Source organism: Anoxybacillus sp., from assembly GCF_036834105.1.
In the GTDB taxonomy this organism is placed as follows: Bacteria; Bacillota; Bacilli; order Bacillales; family Anoxybacillaceae; genus Anoxybacillus.
In genome coordinates this window covers 1-16,165 of the sequence record NZ_DAITON010000045.1, presented here as the reverse complement: position 1 = coordinate 16,165, position 16,165 = coordinate 1, and the positions used below count along the sequence as shown (strand labels likewise).

The window sequence follows — 16,165 nt, the reverse complement described above, 5'->3', positions numbered from 1 at the left end:
ACCTATTGTTGGCGCATATTTGCGCTTCGTTCGGTTTCTTGCAGTGTGGCTTTCTATTTTTTTATTGCCACTTTGGTATATGTGGATGAAAAATCCAGAACTCGTCCCACACGCATTATCATTTGTCGCTAAGTCAAGTGAGGGGAATATTCCGTTATTTGGTCAAATATTGCTCATTGAGTTTGGATTAGATATGTTGCGCATGGCGGCTATCCATACCCCATCTGCTTTAGCTACGGCACTTGGGCTTGTTGCTGCGCTAATGATCGGGGGAATCGCAGTAGAAGTCGGTTTATTTTCAAACGAAGTGATTTTATATTTTGCTATGGCGACCATCGGGACGTTTGCGACACCAAGTTATGAACTCGGATTAGCTAATCGGCTCGTTCGGCTTGCTTTGCTCATCGTCACTGCGTTATTTGGAGTCGTTGGATATGTAGTCGGTATTACGATATGGCTTGTGATGCTTGCGCGTATGCAATCGTTCGGCGTACCGTATTTATGGCCATTTATTCCTTTTTCATATCGCGGAATGCGCGATGTGCTCATTCGCTCACCAATTCCATTAAAAAATCGTCGTCCGACCGTCCTACATCCGAAAGATCCAGATCGGTAAAGATGTGAAAAATTCCGCAAAGTCACGGCTCAGTCCTTGACGCCTTTTCGTTTTCTTTATACATTAAGAATATGTAAGTTGAAAACGCTTATACACAGGTGAAAAAAATGAAATCTGTATATGATGTGCAACAGTTGTTAAAAACATATGGAACGATAATTTACGTTGGTGATCGCCTTGCTGATTTGGAATTAATGGAAGAAGAAGTGAAAGAGCTATTTCAGGCGCAACTCATCGACGTAAAAGATTATCAAATGGCACTTCTTATTTTACGCCACGAAGCACAAATTGAACGAGAAAAAAGGGAAAAAGGGATGAAGGAACAATGGAACAATGGTTAGTCGGTGTAGATTTAGGTGGAACGACCGTAAAACTAGCGTTCGTCAGTATGTATGGGGAAATCATTTGTAAATGGGAAATACCTACTGATAAATCAGAAAACGGAAAATACATCACGACGCATATTGCGAAAGCGATCGACGAAAAATTGCGCGAACTAGATGAATCAAAAGAGCGCCTCATCGGTATTGGAATTGGTGCGCCAGGGCCAGTTAATATGGCGACAGGAGACATTTATGAAGCTGTAAACTTAGGGTGGAAAAACTTCCCTTTGAAAAACCGTTTGGAAGTGGAAACAGGACTTCCTGTCGTCGTTGATAATGATGCGAATATCGCTGCAATCGGAGAAATGTGGAAAGGAGCAGGCGATGGCGCAAAAAATTTAATTCTCGTCACGCTTGGCACCGGTGTTGGTGGAGGCATTATCGTAAACGGTCAAATCGTTCATGGGGCAAATGGTGCTGGCGGTGAAATAGGCCATATCACTTCCATTCCAGAAGGCGGGGCTCCTTGCAACTGCGGGAAAACAGGCTGTTTAGAGACCATTGCTTCGGCAACAGGTATCGCGCGTATTGCGGCAGAGCGCTTGCAACAAACGGACGAGCCGAGCCGTTTGCGTCATGTTTGGAATGAAGCAGGGGCCGTTACGGCAAAGGACGTGTTTGATGCAGTGAAAGAAAATGATGCATTGGCGCAACAAATTGTTGATGAAGTGACATTTCATCTCGGTTTAGCGTTAGCCCATTTGGCGAACGGTTTGAATCCGGAAAAAATTGTTATTGGTGGTGGCGTATCGAAGGCAGGGGATGTGTTAGCGCAAGCGGTTGCTCATCATTTCAAACGATTTGCGTTTCCTCGTGTGGCTGAGGCTGCCGAAATCGTGATCGCAACGCTTGGAAACGATGCCGGGGTGATAGGTGGTGCTTGGTTAGTGAAAACAAATATGGCGTGAAAGCAGGCGAGGTAATCGTCTGCTTTTTTGTCGAAAATGTGTCGTTAAAAAACGTCTTGCATTTTTACAAGAAAAGGTGTAAAACAGTCATATGCGGATAAGGCACTCGTCTATTATACCGTTCATAGTTTAAGATAACAGTTGCTTTTTTGTTAAGAAAGTATTAATATTGTTTTTGGTTAAGATAAAAAAATGTAAAAAAACGGATGTACCTCATGCAGCATAGAATGGAGCATCGGATGTGTCATGAATTAAAGGAGGGAGAGTATGAAAAATTACCGTTTTGTTCTTTTAGCGGTATTGCTTTTATGGTTGAAGACGTATTTAGTCTATAAAAATAGTTTTGATATAAAAATTGAGTCATGGAAGCAGGAATTTATCTTATTTATTAGTCCGCTAAGCTTCCTGTTATTTATTTTTGGGCTTGCCTTGTTTATGAGCGAAAAACGACGGAATCGCTATATTGTTATAACAAGCTTTATCATTTCATTTGTTTTATATGCGAACGTCATGTTTTATCGCTTTTTTAGTGACTTTATTACTATCCCTGTGTTGTTCCAGACAAACAACATGGGTGACTTAGGAAATAGCGTATTCGAATTAATGAATGTTTCTGATATGTTCTTTTTCCTCGATGTCGCGTTGCTTGCATGGATGGCGTATAAAAAAGTGTCGTTTACTCAATATGTTCCGGCGACAAAACAGTTCCGTCGCACATATTTTGTTGCGACAGCAGCGCTCGCTTTAGTTAATTTAGGGTTGGCAGAAACAGAGCGCCCGCAATTGTTGACGCGCACGTTCGACCGTGAAATGTTAATTAAAAACTTAGGTATATATAACTACCATGTGTACGACATTATTTTGCAGTCGCGTTCAAAAGCGCAGCGTGCGTTAGCGGATAGTAGTGAATTAGCAGATATTCAAAACTATATCAATGCGAATGAAAAAGCACCGAATAAACGATTGTTCGGTATCGCAAAAGGCCGCAACGTCATTGTCGTTTCGATGGAATCTCTGCAGAGCTTCGTGATCAACAATACAGTGAACGGACAAGAAATCACGCCGTTCTTAAATGATTTCATTAAGCAAAGCTATTACTTTGACCAGTTTTATCATCAAACAGGACAAGGAAAAACATCTGATGCTGAGTTTTTAATTGAAAACTCATTATATCCGCTCGGTCGTGGGGCAGTATTTTTCACGCACGCGACAAATGAGTATAATGCAACGCCAGAAATATTGAAAAACTACGGTTACTATTCGGCTGTGTTCCATGCTAACAATAAAAGCTTTTGGAATCGTGATGTGATGTATCAGTCCATGAAGTACGATCGTTTCTTCTCGATGACTGACTACAACATCACAGAAGAAAATTCAGTTGGTTGGGGATTGAAAGATATCCCATTTTTTGAACAATCTGTGCAACATTTAAAAACGTTGCCACAGCCTTTTTATACAAAGTTTATTACGTTGACAAACCACTTCCCATTTGAACTAGGGGAAGAAGATAAGATGGTTCCAGAGTACACGTCGAATAGCCGGACGTTAAATCGCTATTTCCCAACGGTTCGATATATGGATGAGGCGCTCAAAGTATTTATTGAGCGATTAAAAGAAGAAGGGTTGTATGAGAATTCCGTTATCATTCTTTATGGGGATCATTACGGTATTTCAGAAAATCATAATAAAGCAATGGCCCAATATTTAGGTAAGGATGAAATTACACCGTTTGACCACGTTCAATTGCAACGTGTTCCGTTCATTATTCATATTCCAGGTGTGACGGACAAACAACCGAAAGTGATTTCAAAAGTGTCTGGACAAATTGATGTAAAGCCAACGTTGCTTCATTTATTAGGTATTGATACACGCAACCAAATTCATTTTGGTGAAGACTTATTCTCAAAAGATAAGCTCGACTTTGTCGTTCTTCGTGATGGAAGCTTTGTGACAAAAGATTATGTATATACGAAAAACGCATGTTACGATAAGAAAACAGGAATAGAAGTCGATGCGTCCCATTGCGAACCGTATATGGAAAAAGCGCGTCAAGAACTTGAATACTCCGATAAAATCGTATACGGTGACTTGTTGCGTTTTTACAATAAGCAACAAGAAAATAAACAATAAGCTAGCTCTTACGATAGGGCTAGCTTTTTTCGTATACATATGGACGAATTTTCATTTCATACAATAAAGCGAGGGGGGGAGGGCAATGTACGACTTTTCAATGTTGATGAAGGATGTCGACGAATTGCGAAGTCATTCGATCGTGCGCGTACATGAGATCGGACAAAGTGTGCTAAACAAGCCAATTGTTGAATTGCAAATTGGTGAAGGCGAAACGTATGTGCATATGAATGCGTCGTTTCATGCGAATGAATGGATTACTTCAGCCGTTGTGATGGCATTTGTACGCGATTATGTGCAAGCGTTAAAGAATAAAAATCATCTTGTTGAATACGATGTACAACAATTGTATAAAAAGACGACATTATCAGTCGTCCCGATGGTTAATCCAGACGGAGTTGATCTCGTATTACATGGAAAAAAGGCTGCACAACATTACGAAGATGAAGTGTTGCACATAAACGAAGGAAACGATGATTTTTCGCAATGGAAAGCTAATATTCGCGGGGTTGATTTAAATAATCAATTTCCTGCAAAATGGGAAGTAGAAAAGGAAAGAAAAATTCCGAAAGCACCAGCTCCACGCGATTTCCCAGGTTTTCTTCCGCTCACAGAACCAGAAGCACAAGCGATGGCCGAATTGACGACGAAACGCGATTTTTTTAAAGTGCTTGCATTTCATACGCAAGGAAAGGAGATTTATTGGGGATATGAACAATGCGAACCACTCGAAGCGGAAGAAGAAGTAAACGAATTTGCGAGATGGAGTGGTTACAAACCTGTTCGTTATATTGACAGCCATGCTGGGTATCGTGATTGGTTTATTTTCAATTGGAAACGACGTGGTTATACCATTGAGCTTGGCGAGGGGGTGAATCCGCTTCCGTTTTCCCAATTTCAATCGATTTACAATGATAGTATCGGCATTTTTTTGACTGCTCTTGCCCGAACATAAAAAGACGCCAAAAAGATGTTGGCGTCTTTTTAATGGGCAACTGGATATCCGTGATGAATGACAGTCATAATTGTAAACCAACCGAACACGGCAACCGTTCCAATTCCGAACAATACACCAAGGAAATTTTTCTCACGCAACGAACGGATCGTGCCGTAAGCAGCAAGCAACGTCACTAATGTGAAAATCACGACTAAAATAATTCCTGTCGGCATAAATTCCCCTCCTTATGTATACCGATTATTCCTTTTCCATTGTAAACGTTTTTGTTACGTTTGTCGAGGTGCAAAACGTATGTTGTTCGTGTACAATGGGAATAGAATATAGGATGAAAGCGAGGGAATGTCATGAAATGGGAACGAATTCCTTTAGGGCCGTTACAAACGAATGCATATGTGCTTGTCCATGAAAATCAAACATGCTTAGTTTTTGATCCAGGTGACGAGGGGGAAAAACTCATTGAGCATATTACTGCAAATGGTTGGACACCTCTAGCGGTTTTGCTTACACATGCACATTTCGATCATATTGGAGCAGTAGATGACATAAGAAAGCGATGGTCTATTCCTGTATATGTACATAAACAAGAGCAACATTGGTTAACAGATCCGATGAAAAACGGCTCCTTATTGTTCATGGGAGAAGCAATTACAGCAAACGAAGCGGACGTATTGCTTGAAGGAGAGCAAACGTTGACGATTGGTGCTTTTTCTCTTCAGGTGTTCGAAACGCCGGGACATTCGCCTGGAAGTGTATCATATTATGTGGAAGAAGCTCACGCAGTTGTATCTGGAGATGTGCTGTTTTTAGGAAGTATTGGTCGTACAGATTTACCTGGAGGAAATTATGAACAATTGTTGCGAAGTATTCACCGTCATCTTCTTGTTCTTCCGGAAGAAACGGTTGTGTTGTGTGGGCATGGTCCAGAGACAACAATTGGAGCGGAGATGGATACAAATCCATTTTTAAATGGATTTTAAGAAAAAAATCCCTTCTCTATATAGAGAAGGGGTTTGGGGGATGTTTTATTCCTATAATGGGAGGGGATATAGTTAAGCTACTAAATTAACAATATAACAAATTTAACACTATGTCAATAGTGAAAAAAGGGTGCGAATAAAAAATGTTAGAAAAAATGAAATATAAACGTTTATCTTATGCACAATATATGGAACTCGTATTGTATGATGAACAGTACGGATATTACATGAAAAGAAAAGAAAAAATTGGTCGTGCAGGAGATTTTATTACGACGAGCAATGTGGCCAACGTGATCGGCCATGTATTTGCCAATTTGTTTATTCGCTTGATGGAAACGTATAGCGTCCCGCCGCATATATGTGAAATAGGTGGCGGAACGGGTCGATTTGCTTATGCGGTTTTAGAGCAATGGCAGCGCCAGTCGCCTGAAACGTTTTCTAACGGTCGCTATACGATTGTAGAGGCAAGTCCATATCATCGCGAAAAACAAGTAGAAATGCTCGCTCCATTCGCCGATCACATACATATCGTTTCCAATCTAGCCGAGCTGCCGTCTTCTTTTTCCGGGATTGTGTTTAGTAATGAGTTGTTTGATGCGTTTCCTGTTCACGTTGTTGAGAAGCGAAATGGACAAATATATGAATGTTTTGTGGCGGTAGAAGGCGATAAGCTTGTTGAACAATACGCCCCGCTTGAAAATGAAGAAATTGCTCAATATTTAGCCGAGCGAAACATCGATCTGGTTGACGGACAGCGTTTTGAAGTTCCATTAGCGATGAAAACGTTTATTTTTCAGTTAAATGATGCGATCGAACGGGCGATCATTTTTACGGTTGATTACGGGTATACAGATGAGGAGTGGAAACATCCTTTAAGGAGACAAGGAAGTTTACGAGGATATTATCGCCATCAACTCATCAACGATCCGCTTCGCTATCCAGGAGATATGGATATAACGACGCATGTTCAGTGGGATGCTTTGCGGTTTTACGGAGAACAAGTTGGTTGGACATTTACGCATTTATGGCGCCAAGATGAGTTTTTATTAAAGGCAGGCATTTTTAATCAATTGATCGATCATGATGATCCGAATCCATTTTCAGAGAAAAGTCGGTATAACCGTGCGATTCGTTCGTTAGTGATGAGCGACATCGGGAGCGCGTTTCAAGTGATGGTTCAACAGAAGAAAATGAATATCTCCATTTTGACATAAAAAGCGATGAGTGTGCCTCATCGCTTTTTATTCGCCCACGCCTGGAACCATCATAAATGTTGTCCAGTACGTAAATCCGGCGAAGAAGACTGTTAAATACGCGCCGAAAATATAAATGTACATTCTTTCTGTTAATTTTAAGTAGCTTAACAAAAGAAAGAATCCAGTTTGGCCGAGGAACAATAATGACGTTGTATGCATATGGCCAAGGTAAAACATGACAGCGAAAATACCTGTCCAAAATGATAAGACGCGGAACATACGATCCATATATGTATCCCTCCTTCTCTGACCGTTTCCCTTACTTATTATAATGTACTTTAAATGGTTGTGTAAACGTTCTATTTTTTTAGAATGGCTTGATACGTACATGAATTGCAGCCAGATGGCATAATGTCTTCTGTGACAAGCTCGGCATTTGTGAACAATACTTCCAACATTCCTTTTAAAAATGCGTTATGCATATAGCAGACGGAATCAGGATGTGTGAACGCTAACTCTTTAAACGGACAGTTGAAAATTTCAAAATAAATTTTTCCTTGATTTTCACTGTAATGGAACGTCGGATAAAATCCTGCTGCTTCTGCTGCTTTTTGTAAAATGGTCATTTTTTCTTGAACGCTTAATTGGTCAAGCGTTTGCATCGATTGGACGTGCTGTTGTACAAGCTCTTGTCCGAATAACTTCCCTGTTTCATACAATGCTTGTTTCCCTGCTTCTCCAAGTTTCATCATCGCTTGTATGGAAATTTTTGATAATAACTGATAGTCGCGAAATGGAAAATGAAGTTGGATGACATCATCGGATAGGCGATACAATCGACTCGGTCTTCCGCCTTTTCCTGTTTTCTTTGTTTCAGATACGAGCATATTGACATCTTCGAGCTTAGTTAAATGAAGACGAGCGACGTTCGGATGAATATGGAAAGCATCTGCAATTTCTTGAACGGTAACTTCTTGATGCTTTCTAGCGATATACTGATAAATTTCGTAACGAGTCGGATCGGCAAGGACGCTTGTAATTTTCAATACTTGATCCATTCTGTCTCACTCCTACATGTTCGGTTCATTTACATTATAATACATCTATTTCCACAATGAAAATGCATATATAAAACTTTCTTCTTATCTTTTCCTAACGTTCACAAAGTTTTAAAACAATTTACTGTACAAAAATTATACATAAGTTATACAATATGTATAACGATGATGAAAGGGGATGTTTGTCGTGTTGACTGTATATACGTACCCAAGCTGTACATCATGCCGAAAAACAAAGAAGTGGCTATGTGCGAACAATATTGAATTTCGTGAGCGTCATTTATTCCGAGAAACACCGACATATGAAGAACTATTGCGTTTGTTGTCATTAACAACAGAAGGTTTAGATGAAATTTTGGCAACGCGCAGTCAATCATTTAAAAAACTCGTTGAAAACGTTGAGGATTGGCCGTTATCGAAAGTTGTTGATTTACTTGTCAAAGAACCACGTTTACTTCGTCGTCCGATCGTAACAGATGGCAAGCGAATTGTTGTCGGCTATAATCCATCAGCGTTAAAAAACATAGCAAAAAAATATCGCCGTGTATGTGTGTCATGACGTTCACCCACATATGGGTGAATATTTTTTTGGATTTTTTGCGAATCAAGAAGGAATTTGACGAAATATGTTGAATAAAGAGGGCGAGAAAACGAGAAAGGGGGATGGAGTTGCTGTCTATTGAACAGCTAGCAGATCGACTTATTGAAGAAGCTTGTATGCTTCAAGCTTCCGACATTCACATCGTTCCGCGTAAACAAGATGCGCTCGTGCAATTTCGGTTAGGAGGGATGCTTGTTACGAAAAACGTGTTGTCCAAACAAACGTGCGAACGCTTGCTGGCGCATTTTAAATTCCTCGCTGATATGGATATCGGGGAACGCCGTCGTCCACAAAGCGGAGCAATGGAAATGAGCATCGCCCACACGACTGTACATCTTCGTTTATCGACATTGCCCACCATTTATGACGAAAGCTTAGTCATCCGCTTGCTTCCATTACATTCGTTTCTTCCACTCAAACAGCTTGCTTTATTTCCTTCGACAGTAAAAAGGTTGCTATCGTTATTAAACTATGCTCATGGGTTGATTATTTTTACAGGGCCGACTGGATCAGGGAAAACGACGACATTGTATAGTTTATTAAACGTATGTCGCCATCACTTTCAGCGAAACGTCATCACTCTTGAAGATCCCGTAGAAAAGCGGGCGGAAGATGTACTACAAGTACAAGTAAATGAAAAGGCAGGAATTACGTATGCAGCGGGGTTAAAAGCGATTCTTCGACACGATCCCGATGTCATTATGGTCGGAGAAATTCGCGATGCCGAAACCGCACGAATTGCCGTTCGTGCTGCCCTAACGGGACATCTTGTGTTGACAACGATGCATACAAAAGATGCTGTTGGAGCGATTTATCGCCTTCTTGAGTTTGGTGTGCCGTTTCAAGAAATGGCGCAAACGTTAGTCGGAGTGACAGCACAACGTCTTGTACAGTTGAAATGTCCATTTTGTGCAGGAGAATGTTCGCCTTTTTGTCGTCAATATCGACCTGTTCAGAGAGTAGGTATTTATGAGTTGCTGTATGGGAGCGAGCTCACAAAAGCGATGCGAGCAGCGAAAGGAGAGCAGGCGACATATGTGTATACCCGATTGAAAGATGTCATTAAAAAAGGTATTGCGCTCGGTTTTTTACATGAAAGTATCATTGAAAGTTGGTTGTTAGATGAAGCGACGTTGTAATTGGTCGTTACAAGAGCAAAGCACTTTCTTTATTCAGCTCGGCAAATTGCTTAGTAAAGGGTATTCTCTTGCTCAAGCTATTGAATTTTTGCAAATTCAACAACCTGTTGCCAAACAACGAGATTTAGATGATTGCATACATGCGTTACGAGGGGGGATGCCTATTCACGCTGCTTTTGCCCGTATGAAGTTTCATCATCATCTGTTAGGATATTTATTTTTTGCAGAACAACATGGACAACTTGCTCACGGATTCATCGAAGCCGGGGAAATCGGTCACATGAGAGCGCGTTACGTTGAACAAGTGAAACGTATCATGCGCTATCCGTTGTTTTTGTTCGGCTTTTGTGTGGTGATGTTTCTCATGTTTCAGCAAGTATTAGCTCCGCAGTTTTCTCAACTTCTTTCTTCGTTTCATGCTCGTTCTTCCTTTTCTACTTTCATTTTTGCTGTCGCTGTATGGCTTCCACGTATGCTTTTCGCTATGCTTATAATCGTTCTTTTTATCGTTTCATTTTACTTTCTTTTCGTTCGTTCATGGCCGATTTACAAGCAAATGGATTTGTTTATGAAATTGCCGTTCGTTCGTTCTTGGATTGTTTCCTTTCATACACAAGTGTTTGCTTTACAATTAAGTCACTTACTAAAAGGAGGACTATCCATTTATGAGGCGCTGCAAATCTTTATGCAACAGCCTCATCTCCCGTTATTGAAAGAAGAAGCAAAAATCATTCGACAACAGCTATGTGCAGGCGAAAAGCTGGACGAAATCATTCAGCGGCGGAAGTATTACGAAAAGGAGCTTCCCGTTGTCATTCGGCACGGTCAGTCGAATGGTGAATTAGTTCAAGAATTGTTTCATTACAGTCAATTTTCGTTACAAAAATTAGAAAATCGTATAAAAAAAATCGTGTATATCATTCAACCGTTGTTGCTCAGTTGTATCGGCATTTTTGTCATCTTCATGTATGTGGCTATGTTATGGCCCATTTTTCAACTGTTAAATCACATATAAAGGGGGATATACATGCGCAATGAAAAAGGATTTACGTTAATCGAAATGTTAATTGTGTTAATGGTTATTACCATTTTAATTTTAATTACGATTCCAAATGTGACAAAACATAACAGTATGATTAACAGTAAAGGGTGTTCCGCGTTTATAAAGATGGTTCAGTCTCAAGTGAAAGCATACGAAATGGAACACGGTTCAATTCCGACAGTGCAACAGCTAGTAGATGGAAAATATATCGAAAGCGACCGTTGTCCAAATGGAAAAGCGATCGTTATTACGAGTGAAGGGAACGTTTTACAAAGTGAATGAACGAGGGTTTACGTTAATCGAAATGTTAATTGTTCTTTTTATTGTGACAACGATCATGGCTTTTACCGTTCCACCACTTCAACAAACAGTAGCCGAGCGACAGTTACAATATTTTTTAGAACAGTTTAGCAACGACATGCTATATGCACAACAATATGCGATGAGTCGGAAAAAGACGGTCACGATTATATTTTATTTCGACACATGCCGCTATCAAGTGAAAGAAGGAGGGACGTTTGGGAAGGAATTGCTTGTTCGCTCCTTCCCGTCCCCTTTTCAATTTCAAATGGCTACATTATCTCCGCCGCTAATGTATTATTCAAATGGCAACATCAATAAGGCAGGAACATTGCTTGTTGCATACGGAAATAAAAAGTATAAAATCGTTTTTCAATTAGGGAAAGGACGATTGTATGCACAAAAATTGTAACGGTTTTACGTTTTTTGAACTGCTCGTTTCACTTAGTTTATGGGGCGGTTTGATCGCGATCATCGTCGCTAATTGGACAATTATTATGGTAGAGCGAGAAAATAAAAAGATCGAAACAATTGCGAATCAAATTTTATATGAGGCAATGATGAATGGACAGGTTGACAATGAAACGGTTATTGTCCGGGAAAACCATACATTTTCGCTGTTTACGCGATCGAATGAACGGTGCATCCGTTGGGAAGATAGATTGAAACGAACAAAAGAAAGATGTGAGCCATTGTTACAATGAAGAAAAGGGAAAAAGGTTTCACGTTAATTGAAGTATTGATGTCGCTAGCAGCTTTTTTTATTATTTTATCTTTATTGGTCACATTGTTTCATTTAGCATCGAATCATACGATAAAACACGGAAAGTTTCACTACTTTGAATGGCTTGTTTTTATTCAGCAAGCGAAAATGGAAGTAAGGGAATCAAAAGACGTTCGTATATACGGGACGGCCATTCAATTCGATAAATGGACAGGAGAACGCGTGACGTATGAAAAGTATGGAACTCTCATTCGTCGCCGCGTAAACGCCACAGGTCATGAAATTATGCTTCAATTTATTCAGCATGTACGTTACGAAAAAGAGCAGGGGGGGATTCGTATTCACGTGCTAACAGATAAGGGGGATTCGTATGAGGCGTTTATTCCGTTTTTTCGCTAACGTCGAAAATGAACGAGGTGTTATTTTTCCATTTACTATTATGTGCGCATTATTGATCAGCGCTCTTTTTCTTCATTCTGTCGCATTGTACAATACAGAAATACAGTTTTTCGAAGAAGAAAAAAAGTGGTATGAAGCAGATTATTTGATGAAACAGACGCTTTCTCATATGAAACAAACGCTTGCAAATGCACCGGAAAACGTGTCATCATTAAGCAAAACGGTATCATTTTCGTACGGTCAAGCGACATATACAGCAAAAAGAGGTAGTGAAGTTGTTTGGCTTGTCACTATATCATGTGTGACGAATGCGCAATTTCGGTATGACGTCCAATGTCAATTTGATGCATCCACAAACGACATAACCGAATGGAAAGAATTGTATTAGTGAGGGAGAGAAGATGAGAGCGATTTATTTAACAGGATTCATGGGAGCAGGGAAGACGACGGTTGGAAGACGATTAGGGGAAGTGTTAGGTGTCCCGGTCATTGATACAGATACGTACATCGAACAGCAAACTGGCAAGACGATTGCCCAAATTTTTTCGGAAGAAGGGGAAGGAACATTTCGGGCGTATGAACGGGAAATATTAAGACAGTTGCCAACAGAACATGTGATTGTTACGACAGGCGGTGGAATTGTCATTCAGGAAGAAAATCGTCAGTTTATGCGCGCCCATGGTATTGTCATTTACTTGCATTGTGAATTACATGAACTGTTTCGTCGTCTAGCTGATGATGCTACGCGGCCATTGATCATGAAAAATAAGCAGGAACAAATAAAAAAGTTATTTGAACAAAGACTCCCTTGGTATAAGGAAGCGCATATGACGATTGATACAACAAATCGCACGGTAGATGATATCGTACAAAGCATTGTGTTCATGCTTAAAACGCCTCATTTTTGACGATACTAGCGTTGAGGTGATGAGCGATGGCCGGAAACGACTACGTCAAATTTATGACGGAACAAGTTGTACGGTATTTAGATCAACCGAAGGAAGAACGGAAAAGAAAAAGACAGGAAAAGAAACAGTTAAAAAAACAACAAAAGCAGCCGTTCTTATATCGTTGGTTCGGTGTCATTCCATATGCAGTTATGCTTTTATTTAAGCGGAAATAAGGCTATGTTTAGCCTTATTTCGCTTCCAAATAAAATAGACCACCGTTAATGATAGAAATGTGAATGTTCGGCTCATATCTTTGGCGCAACGCTTCTTTCTCGCTTTCATATTCTTCTCTTTTTTCTTCTACACCTTCGTAAAAGTGTTGCAATAGCGCTAAATCTTCTTCCCAGCGTGCCCGCGCTTCGTTTGCCCACTCATGCGTTTCTGATGTAATGATGCGCTCGATGTACGCCTCAAGTCGCGCAAGGCCATGAATCGGTTTAATGAGCGGAGAAATCGTAAAGCAATAATCAGGTACAGTGGCGGCCCATTTTTTTTCTTTTAACACATCATAAAACGCCTCAACGATCGTTCCGCTAATAAGATGAATAGCTAACGACAATAAACGATCTTGTTTCCGATCGCATTCATATGAGATGAGTATGTTCACGTGAAGCCAAGGATGAAGCGCAACGGATCGTCCGCTTACTCGTTCGTAAAGGCGAACGAAACGGCCGTTCATTTTAGCAACAGAAAAAATTTGATGAAGGCGTGGGGAGCCAAAATGAATGTATTCCCCTTTTTCATGCGTAGATTGTTTTGTGATGAGCGATAGTTGCAACGGTTCGCCACTCGCGCCAATTCGTTCGACGTAATGCCAATAAAACGGGCGATTCATTAATTGTTTGTCCATGTCGACAGTCAATTGAACGCGTATATGCCCATCGCTGCGCTCTAAAACGGGACAATGGGTAGCCGCGAAAAAACGCTCGAGAAATGATTGAATATCATGTTGCTGCATGGGCGCCATCCTCCATATTTGTTAAAATTTCCACGACATTTTGCATTTTTATTTTAAGTTCCCCTTCGCTTTTCGACTGGGCAATGATCCGCTCGACATGATTTGAGAACGATGGAGATGTTAGTTTCATTAAAATATCGTCTAGTTCGCCAACGACCCGTTCAAACAAACGAATTTTTTCATATAGCAGCATAAATACATGTTCTTCGACCGTATGGCGCACGACGAAATTGTAAATGTTCACATCTTTTGTTTGACCGAGACGGTGAACGCGTCCGATTCGTTGTTCAAGACGCATGGGATTCCACGGTAAATCATAGTTAATGACATGATTACAAAACTGTAAGTTAATCCCTTCTCCACCAGCTTCTGTGGCGATAAGCACTTGTGCGCGATGTTGGAATAACTCTTTCATCCAATCTTTTTTACTTCGTTTAAACCCACCGCGAAACGGTACGGAAGAAATGCCGTGTTGTTTGAAAAACCATTGTAAATACAATTGTGTCGCTCGATACTCCGTAAACACAATGACTTTATCATTTATTTTTTGAATGAGTTCAAGCGCTTTTTTTGCTTTTGTATGTTCCGTGATATCGTTCATCTTTTGTAGTAATGTACCGATCGTCGCTTCTATGTCAGGTTGTCGCTCAAGCATTCCTTTTAACGTACAAAAAAGTGCTTCTTTACTGCTACATATTTCACGCAGCAAAGTGATGTGTGATAACGATGCATCTGAAAAAAGAGGTTGTGCGCGTTTTAATTGTTGAATGGCCTCATATACGTTTCGCTCCGCTTCGGAAAAATCGATAAAAACTGTTTCAACATGCCGTTTTGTCCATTCAATTCCCGTATCATGGCGACGATGCCGAATCATCACTTTGCGAATGAGCTCTTTCAAATGAGCATCATCATGTAGCGTACGCAATTTTCCATATCTTTTTTGAAATTGTTCAGCATTTCCTAAATGTCCTGGTTTCAGGAGAGAAACGAGGTGGAAAATTTCTTCAACACGGTTTTGAATCGGTGTTGCCGTTAACAATAAGCAAAATTTCTTTTTCAATCCTTGAACGAATTCATAGTTTTTCGTTTTATTGTTTTTTAATTTATGCGCTTCATCAATAATGACAATATCATAAGCTTGCTCGTAAATGATTTCTCGATGGGGGCTTTTTTTCGCTGTATCAATCGATGAAACGACGACGTCGCATTGCTCCCATACGTAACTTTTCTTTTGGGCAACGGCAGGAATAAAAAATTTTTCATTTAATTCTTGCACCCACTGTGAAACGAGTGAAGCAGGAACGAGAATAAGCGCTTTTTTTACAAGACCGCGAATCATATATTCTTTTAAAATTAATCCAGCTTCAATTGTTTTTCCGAGTCCGACCTCATCAGCTAAAATGGCTTTCCCGTTCATTTCTTCGACAACTTGGCGCGCCACTTCATATTGATGAGGTAAAATTGTCATATGCGGCAAATGTTTTGGAGCTTGTAGCCCATCAAACTGAGGAATAGCTAAAGCCTCGGCAGCTTCGCGTGCCAGTTCGTACAATTCCCAGTTTGCCCACGGGCCATCGCGTTCCATGCGCGTAATAAATTCATCCTTCCAACTTCTCTCCCAATGTATTGTAACGTTCATAATTATCCCTCATTTCCCGAACATTTTTTGTTTAAATTTCGTTTAATTTACGTATTTTATTTATAAAAAGATGTTGCGACAAACGAGAAGTTATAAGATAATAAAAAACGTAAGAAAGTTTGTAAAATTATTTTATTTATACGTTTACGTGTAGTTTGGCACAAGGAAGACAATTGTATACAGGCGG

Annotated in this window: 21 protein-coding genes and 1 pseudogene; 17 read left to right on the top strand and 5 right to left on the bottom strand. The window is 40.2% G+C overall.

The window, feature by feature from the left end:
• The 5 genes and pseudogenes from V7Z64_RS06415 to V7Z64_RS06395 form a co-directional block, all read left to right on the top strand.
• Positions 1-616, top strand: a 616-nt coding sequence (locus V7Z64_RS06415; RefSeq protein ID WP_334109784.1) for a spore germination protein, incomplete at its 5' end; no start/stop codon positions are given.
• A gap of 107 nt (positions 617-723) precedes the next feature.
• On the top strand, positions 724-957 hold the full coding sequence (locus tag V7Z64_RS06410) for a YqgQ family protein (RefSeq protein ID WP_003394015.1): 234 nt from the start codon (positions 724-726) through the stop codon (positions 955-957).
• A complete protein-coding gene (locus V7Z64_RS06405; protein WP_297990993.1) occupies positions 942-1,907 on the top strand; it encodes an ROK family glucokinase in 966 nt (321 codons plus the stop codon). Before V7Z64_RS06410 ends, V7Z64_RS06405 begins: the two co-directional genes overlap by 16 nt.
• 267 nt (positions 1,908-2,174) lie before the next feature.
• Complete coding sequence (locus tag V7Z64_RS06400) at positions 2,175-4,037, top strand: LTA synthase family protein (RefSeq protein ID WP_297990994.1); 1,863 nt, start codon at positions 2,175-2,177, stop codon at positions 4,035-4,037.
• Between the two features lie 39 nt (positions 4,038-4,076).
• Positions 4,077-4,992 (top strand): annotated as a pseudogene (locus V7Z64_RS06395) (M14 family metallopeptidase).
• 29 nt (positions 4,993-5,021) lie between these two features.
• Here V7Z64_RS06395 and V7Z64_RS06390 read toward each other — a convergent pair.
• Positions 5,022-5,207, bottom strand: coding sequence for a DUF2759 domain-containing protein (locus V7Z64_RS06390; RefSeq protein ID WP_003394025.1), 186 nt, complete (start codon positions 5,205-5,207; stop codon positions 5,022-5,024).
• A 132-nt stretch (positions 5,208-5,339) separates the two neighbouring features.
• Between V7Z64_RS06390 and V7Z64_RS06385 the strand changes: the two genes are divergently transcribed.
• Positions 5,340-5,972, top strand: coding sequence for an MBL fold metallo-hydrolase (locus V7Z64_RS06385; RefSeq protein ID WP_297990997.1), 633 nt, complete (start codon positions 5,340-5,342; stop codon positions 5,970-5,972).
• A gap of 143 nt (positions 5,973-6,115) precedes the next feature.
• Complete coding sequence (locus V7Z64_RS06380; RefSeq protein WP_297990998.1) at positions 6,116-7,186, top strand: class I SAM-dependent methyltransferase; 1,071 nt, start codon at positions 6,116-6,118, stop codon at positions 7,184-7,186.
• A gap of 27 nt (positions 7,187-7,213) precedes the next feature.
• Here V7Z64_RS06380 and V7Z64_RS06375 read toward each other — a convergent pair whose 3' ends face one another.
• Positions 7,214-7,456: a DUF2626 domain-containing protein gene (locus V7Z64_RS06375; protein WP_003394032.1), complete on the bottom strand. Its 243-nt coding sequence runs from the start codon at positions 7,454-7,456 to the stop codon at positions 7,214-7,216.
• A gap of 71 nt (positions 7,457-7,527) precedes the next feature.
• A complete protein-coding gene (locus tag V7Z64_RS06370; protein ID WP_297990999.1) occupies positions 7,528-8,226 on the bottom strand; it encodes a helix-turn-helix transcriptional regulator in 699 nt (232 codons plus the stop codon).
• Between the two features lie 187 nt (positions 8,227-8,413).
• On the opposite strand from V7Z64_RS06370, the gene V7Z64_RS06365 reads away from it, so the two are divergent.
• The 10 genes from V7Z64_RS06365 (at position 8,414) to V7Z64_RS06320 (ending at position 13,554) form a co-directional block, all read left to right on the top strand.
• The gene (locus V7Z64_RS06365; RefSeq protein ID WP_297991001.1) at positions 8,414-8,785 is read left to right on the top strand and encodes a Spx/MgsR family RNA polymerase-binding regulatory protein; all 372 of its coding nucleotides are present in this window, start codon (positions 8,414-8,416) and stop codon (positions 8,783-8,785) included.
• Positions 8,786-8,895: 110 nt separating this feature from the next.
• The gene (gene comGA / locus V7Z64_RS06360) at positions 8,896-9,966 is read left to right on the top strand and encodes a competence type IV pilus ATPase ComGA (protein ID WP_297991010.1); all 1,071 of its coding nucleotides are present in this window, start codon (positions 8,896-8,898) and stop codon (positions 9,964-9,966) included.
• Complete coding sequence (comGB, locus tag V7Z64_RS06355) at positions 9,950-10,981, top strand: competence type IV pilus assembly protein ComGB (protein WP_297991002.1); 1,032 nt, start codon at positions 9,950-9,952, stop codon at positions 10,979-10,981. Before comGA ends, comGB begins: the two co-directional genes overlap by 17 nt.
• Positions 10,982-10,993: 12 nt before the next feature.
• Positions 10,994-11,290 carry a competence type IV pilus major pilin ComGC gene (gene comGC / locus V7Z64_RS06350; RefSeq protein WP_003394051.1) on the top strand — a complete coding sequence of 99 codons (297 nt, stop codon included), beginning with the start codon at positions 10,994-10,996 and terminating at the stop codon, positions 11,288-11,290.
• Entirely contained in the window at positions 11,238-11,720 is a 483-nt protein-coding gene (gene comGD / locus V7Z64_RS06345; RefSeq protein ID WP_334109775.1) for a competence type IV pilus minor pilin ComGD, read from the top strand. Before comGC ends, comGD begins: the two co-directional genes overlap by 53 nt.
• Entirely contained in the window at positions 11,704-12,012 is a 309-nt protein-coding gene (gene comGE / locus V7Z64_RS06340) for a competence type IV pilus minor pilin ComGE (RefSeq protein ID WP_297991006.1), read from the top strand. The genes comGD and comGE overlap by 17 nt, the downstream gene beginning before the upstream one ends.
• The gene (gene comGF, locus V7Z64_RS06335) at positions 12,009-12,431 is read left to right on the top strand and encodes a competence type IV pilus minor pilin ComGF (RefSeq protein ID WP_297991007.1); all 423 of its coding nucleotides are present in this window, start codon (positions 12,009-12,011) and stop codon (positions 12,429-12,431) included. The genes comGE and comGF overlap by 4 nt, the downstream gene beginning before the upstream one ends.
• On the top strand, positions 12,403-12,819 hold the full coding sequence (gene comGG, locus V7Z64_RS06330; protein ID WP_003394062.1) for a competence type IV pilus minor pilin ComGG: 417 nt from the start codon (positions 12,403-12,405) through the stop codon (positions 12,817-12,819). The genes comGF and comGG overlap by 29 nt, the downstream gene beginning before the upstream one ends.
• A gap of 13 nt (positions 12,820-12,832) precedes the next feature.
• On the top strand, positions 12,833-13,339 hold the full coding sequence (locus tag V7Z64_RS06325) for a shikimate kinase (RefSeq protein WP_219985023.1): 507 nt from the start codon (positions 12,833-12,835) through the stop codon (positions 13,337-13,339).
• 26 nt (positions 13,340-13,365) lie between these two features.
• Positions 13,366-13,554 carry a YqzE family protein gene (locus V7Z64_RS06320; protein ID WP_003394067.1) on the top strand — a complete coding sequence of 63 codons (189 nt, stop codon included), beginning with the start codon at positions 13,366-13,368 and terminating at the stop codon, positions 13,552-13,554.
• Positions 13,555-13,568: 14 nt separating this feature from the next.
• Here V7Z64_RS06320 and V7Z64_RS06315 read toward each other — a convergent pair whose 3' ends face one another.
• Together V7Z64_RS06315 and V7Z64_RS06310 are read right to left on the bottom strand one after the other, a co-directional pair.
• Complete coding sequence (locus V7Z64_RS06315; RefSeq protein ID WP_297991008.1) at positions 13,569-14,339, bottom strand: YqhG family protein; 771 nt, start codon at positions 14,337-14,339, stop codon at positions 13,569-13,571.
• Positions 14,326-15,978, bottom strand: a complete 1,653-nt coding sequence (locus V7Z64_RS06310; protein WP_334109769.1) for a DEAD/DEAH box helicase — start codon at positions 15,976-15,978, stop codon at positions 14,326-14,328. Before V7Z64_RS06310 ends, V7Z64_RS06315 begins: the two co-directional genes overlap by 14 nt.
• Positions 15,979-16,165 lie beyond the last annotated feature (187 nt).

What these genes read in the sequence shown, in the direction of transcription:
- V7Z64_RS06380 (WP_297990998.1), top strand. Translation starts at nt 6,116, where the DNA reads ATGTTAGAAAAAATGAAATATAAACGTTTATCTTATGCACAATATATG.
- V7Z64_RS06410 (WP_003394015.1), top strand. Translation starts at nt 724, where the DNA reads ATGAAATCTGTATATGATGTGCAACAGTTGTTAAAAACATATGGAACG.
- V7Z64_RS06320 (WP_003394067.1), top strand. Translation starts at nt 13,366, where the DNA reads ATGGCCGGAAACGACTACGTCAAATTTATGACGGAACAAGTTGTACGG.
- comGB (WP_297991002.1), top strand. Translation starts at nt 9,950, where the DNA reads ATGAAGCGACGTTGTAATTGGTCGTTACAAGAGCAAAGCACTTTCTTT.
- comGE (WP_297991006.1), top strand. Translation starts at nt 11,704, where the DNA reads ATGCACAAAAATTGTAACGGTTTTACGTTTTTTGAACTGCTCGTTTCA.
- comGF (WP_297991007.1), top strand. Translation starts at nt 12,009, where the DNA reads ATGAAGAAAAGGGAAAAAGGTTTCACGTTAATTGAAGTATTGATGTCG.
- V7Z64_RS06315 (WP_297991008.1), bottom strand. Translation starts at nt 14,339, where the DNA reads ATGCAGCAACATGATATTCAATCATTTCTCGAGCGTTTTTTCGCGGCT.
- V7Z64_RS06385 (WP_297990997.1), top strand. Translation starts at nt 5,340, where the DNA reads ATGAAATGGGAACGAATTCCTTTAGGGCCGTTACAAACGAATGCATAT.
- comGC (WP_003394051.1), top strand. Translation starts at nt 10,994, where the DNA reads ATGCGCAATGAAAAAGGATTTACGTTAATCGAAATGTTAATTGTGTTA.
- V7Z64_RS06325 (WP_219985023.1), top strand. Translation starts at nt 12,833, where the DNA reads ATGAGAGCGATTTATTTAACAGGATTCATGGGAGCAGGGAAGACGACG.
- V7Z64_RS06405 (WP_297990993.1), top strand. Translation starts at nt 942, where the DNA reads ATGGAACAATGGTTAGTCGGTGTAGATTTAGGTGGAACGACCGTAAAA.
- V7Z64_RS06310 (WP_334109769.1), bottom strand. Translation starts at nt 15,978, where the DNA reads ATGAACGTTACAATACATTGGGAGAGAAGTTGGAAGGATGAATTTATT.
- comGD (WP_334109775.1), top strand. Translation starts at nt 11,238, where the DNA reads ATGGAAAAGCGATCGTTATTACGAGTGAAGGGAACGTTTTACAAAGTG.
- V7Z64_RS06370 (WP_297990999.1), bottom strand. Translation starts at nt 8,226, where the DNA reads ATGGATCAAGTATTGAAAATTACAAGCGTCCTTGCCGATCCGACTCGT.
- V7Z64_RS06375 (WP_003394032.1), bottom strand. Translation starts at nt 7,456, where the DNA reads ATGGATCGTATGTTCCGCGTCTTATCATTTTGGACAGGTATTTTCGCT.
- V7Z64_RS06390 (WP_003394025.1), bottom strand. Translation starts at nt 5,207, where the DNA reads ATGCCGACAGGAATTATTTTAGTCGTGATTTTCACATTAGTGACGTTG.
- comGG (WP_003394062.1), top strand. Translation starts at nt 12,403, where the DNA reads ATGAGGCGTTTATTCCGTTTTTTCGCTAACGTCGAAAATGAACGAGGT.
- V7Z64_RS06400 (WP_297990994.1), top strand. Translation starts at nt 2,175, where the DNA reads ATGAAAAATTACCGTTTTGTTCTTTTAGCGGTATTGCTTTTATGGTTG.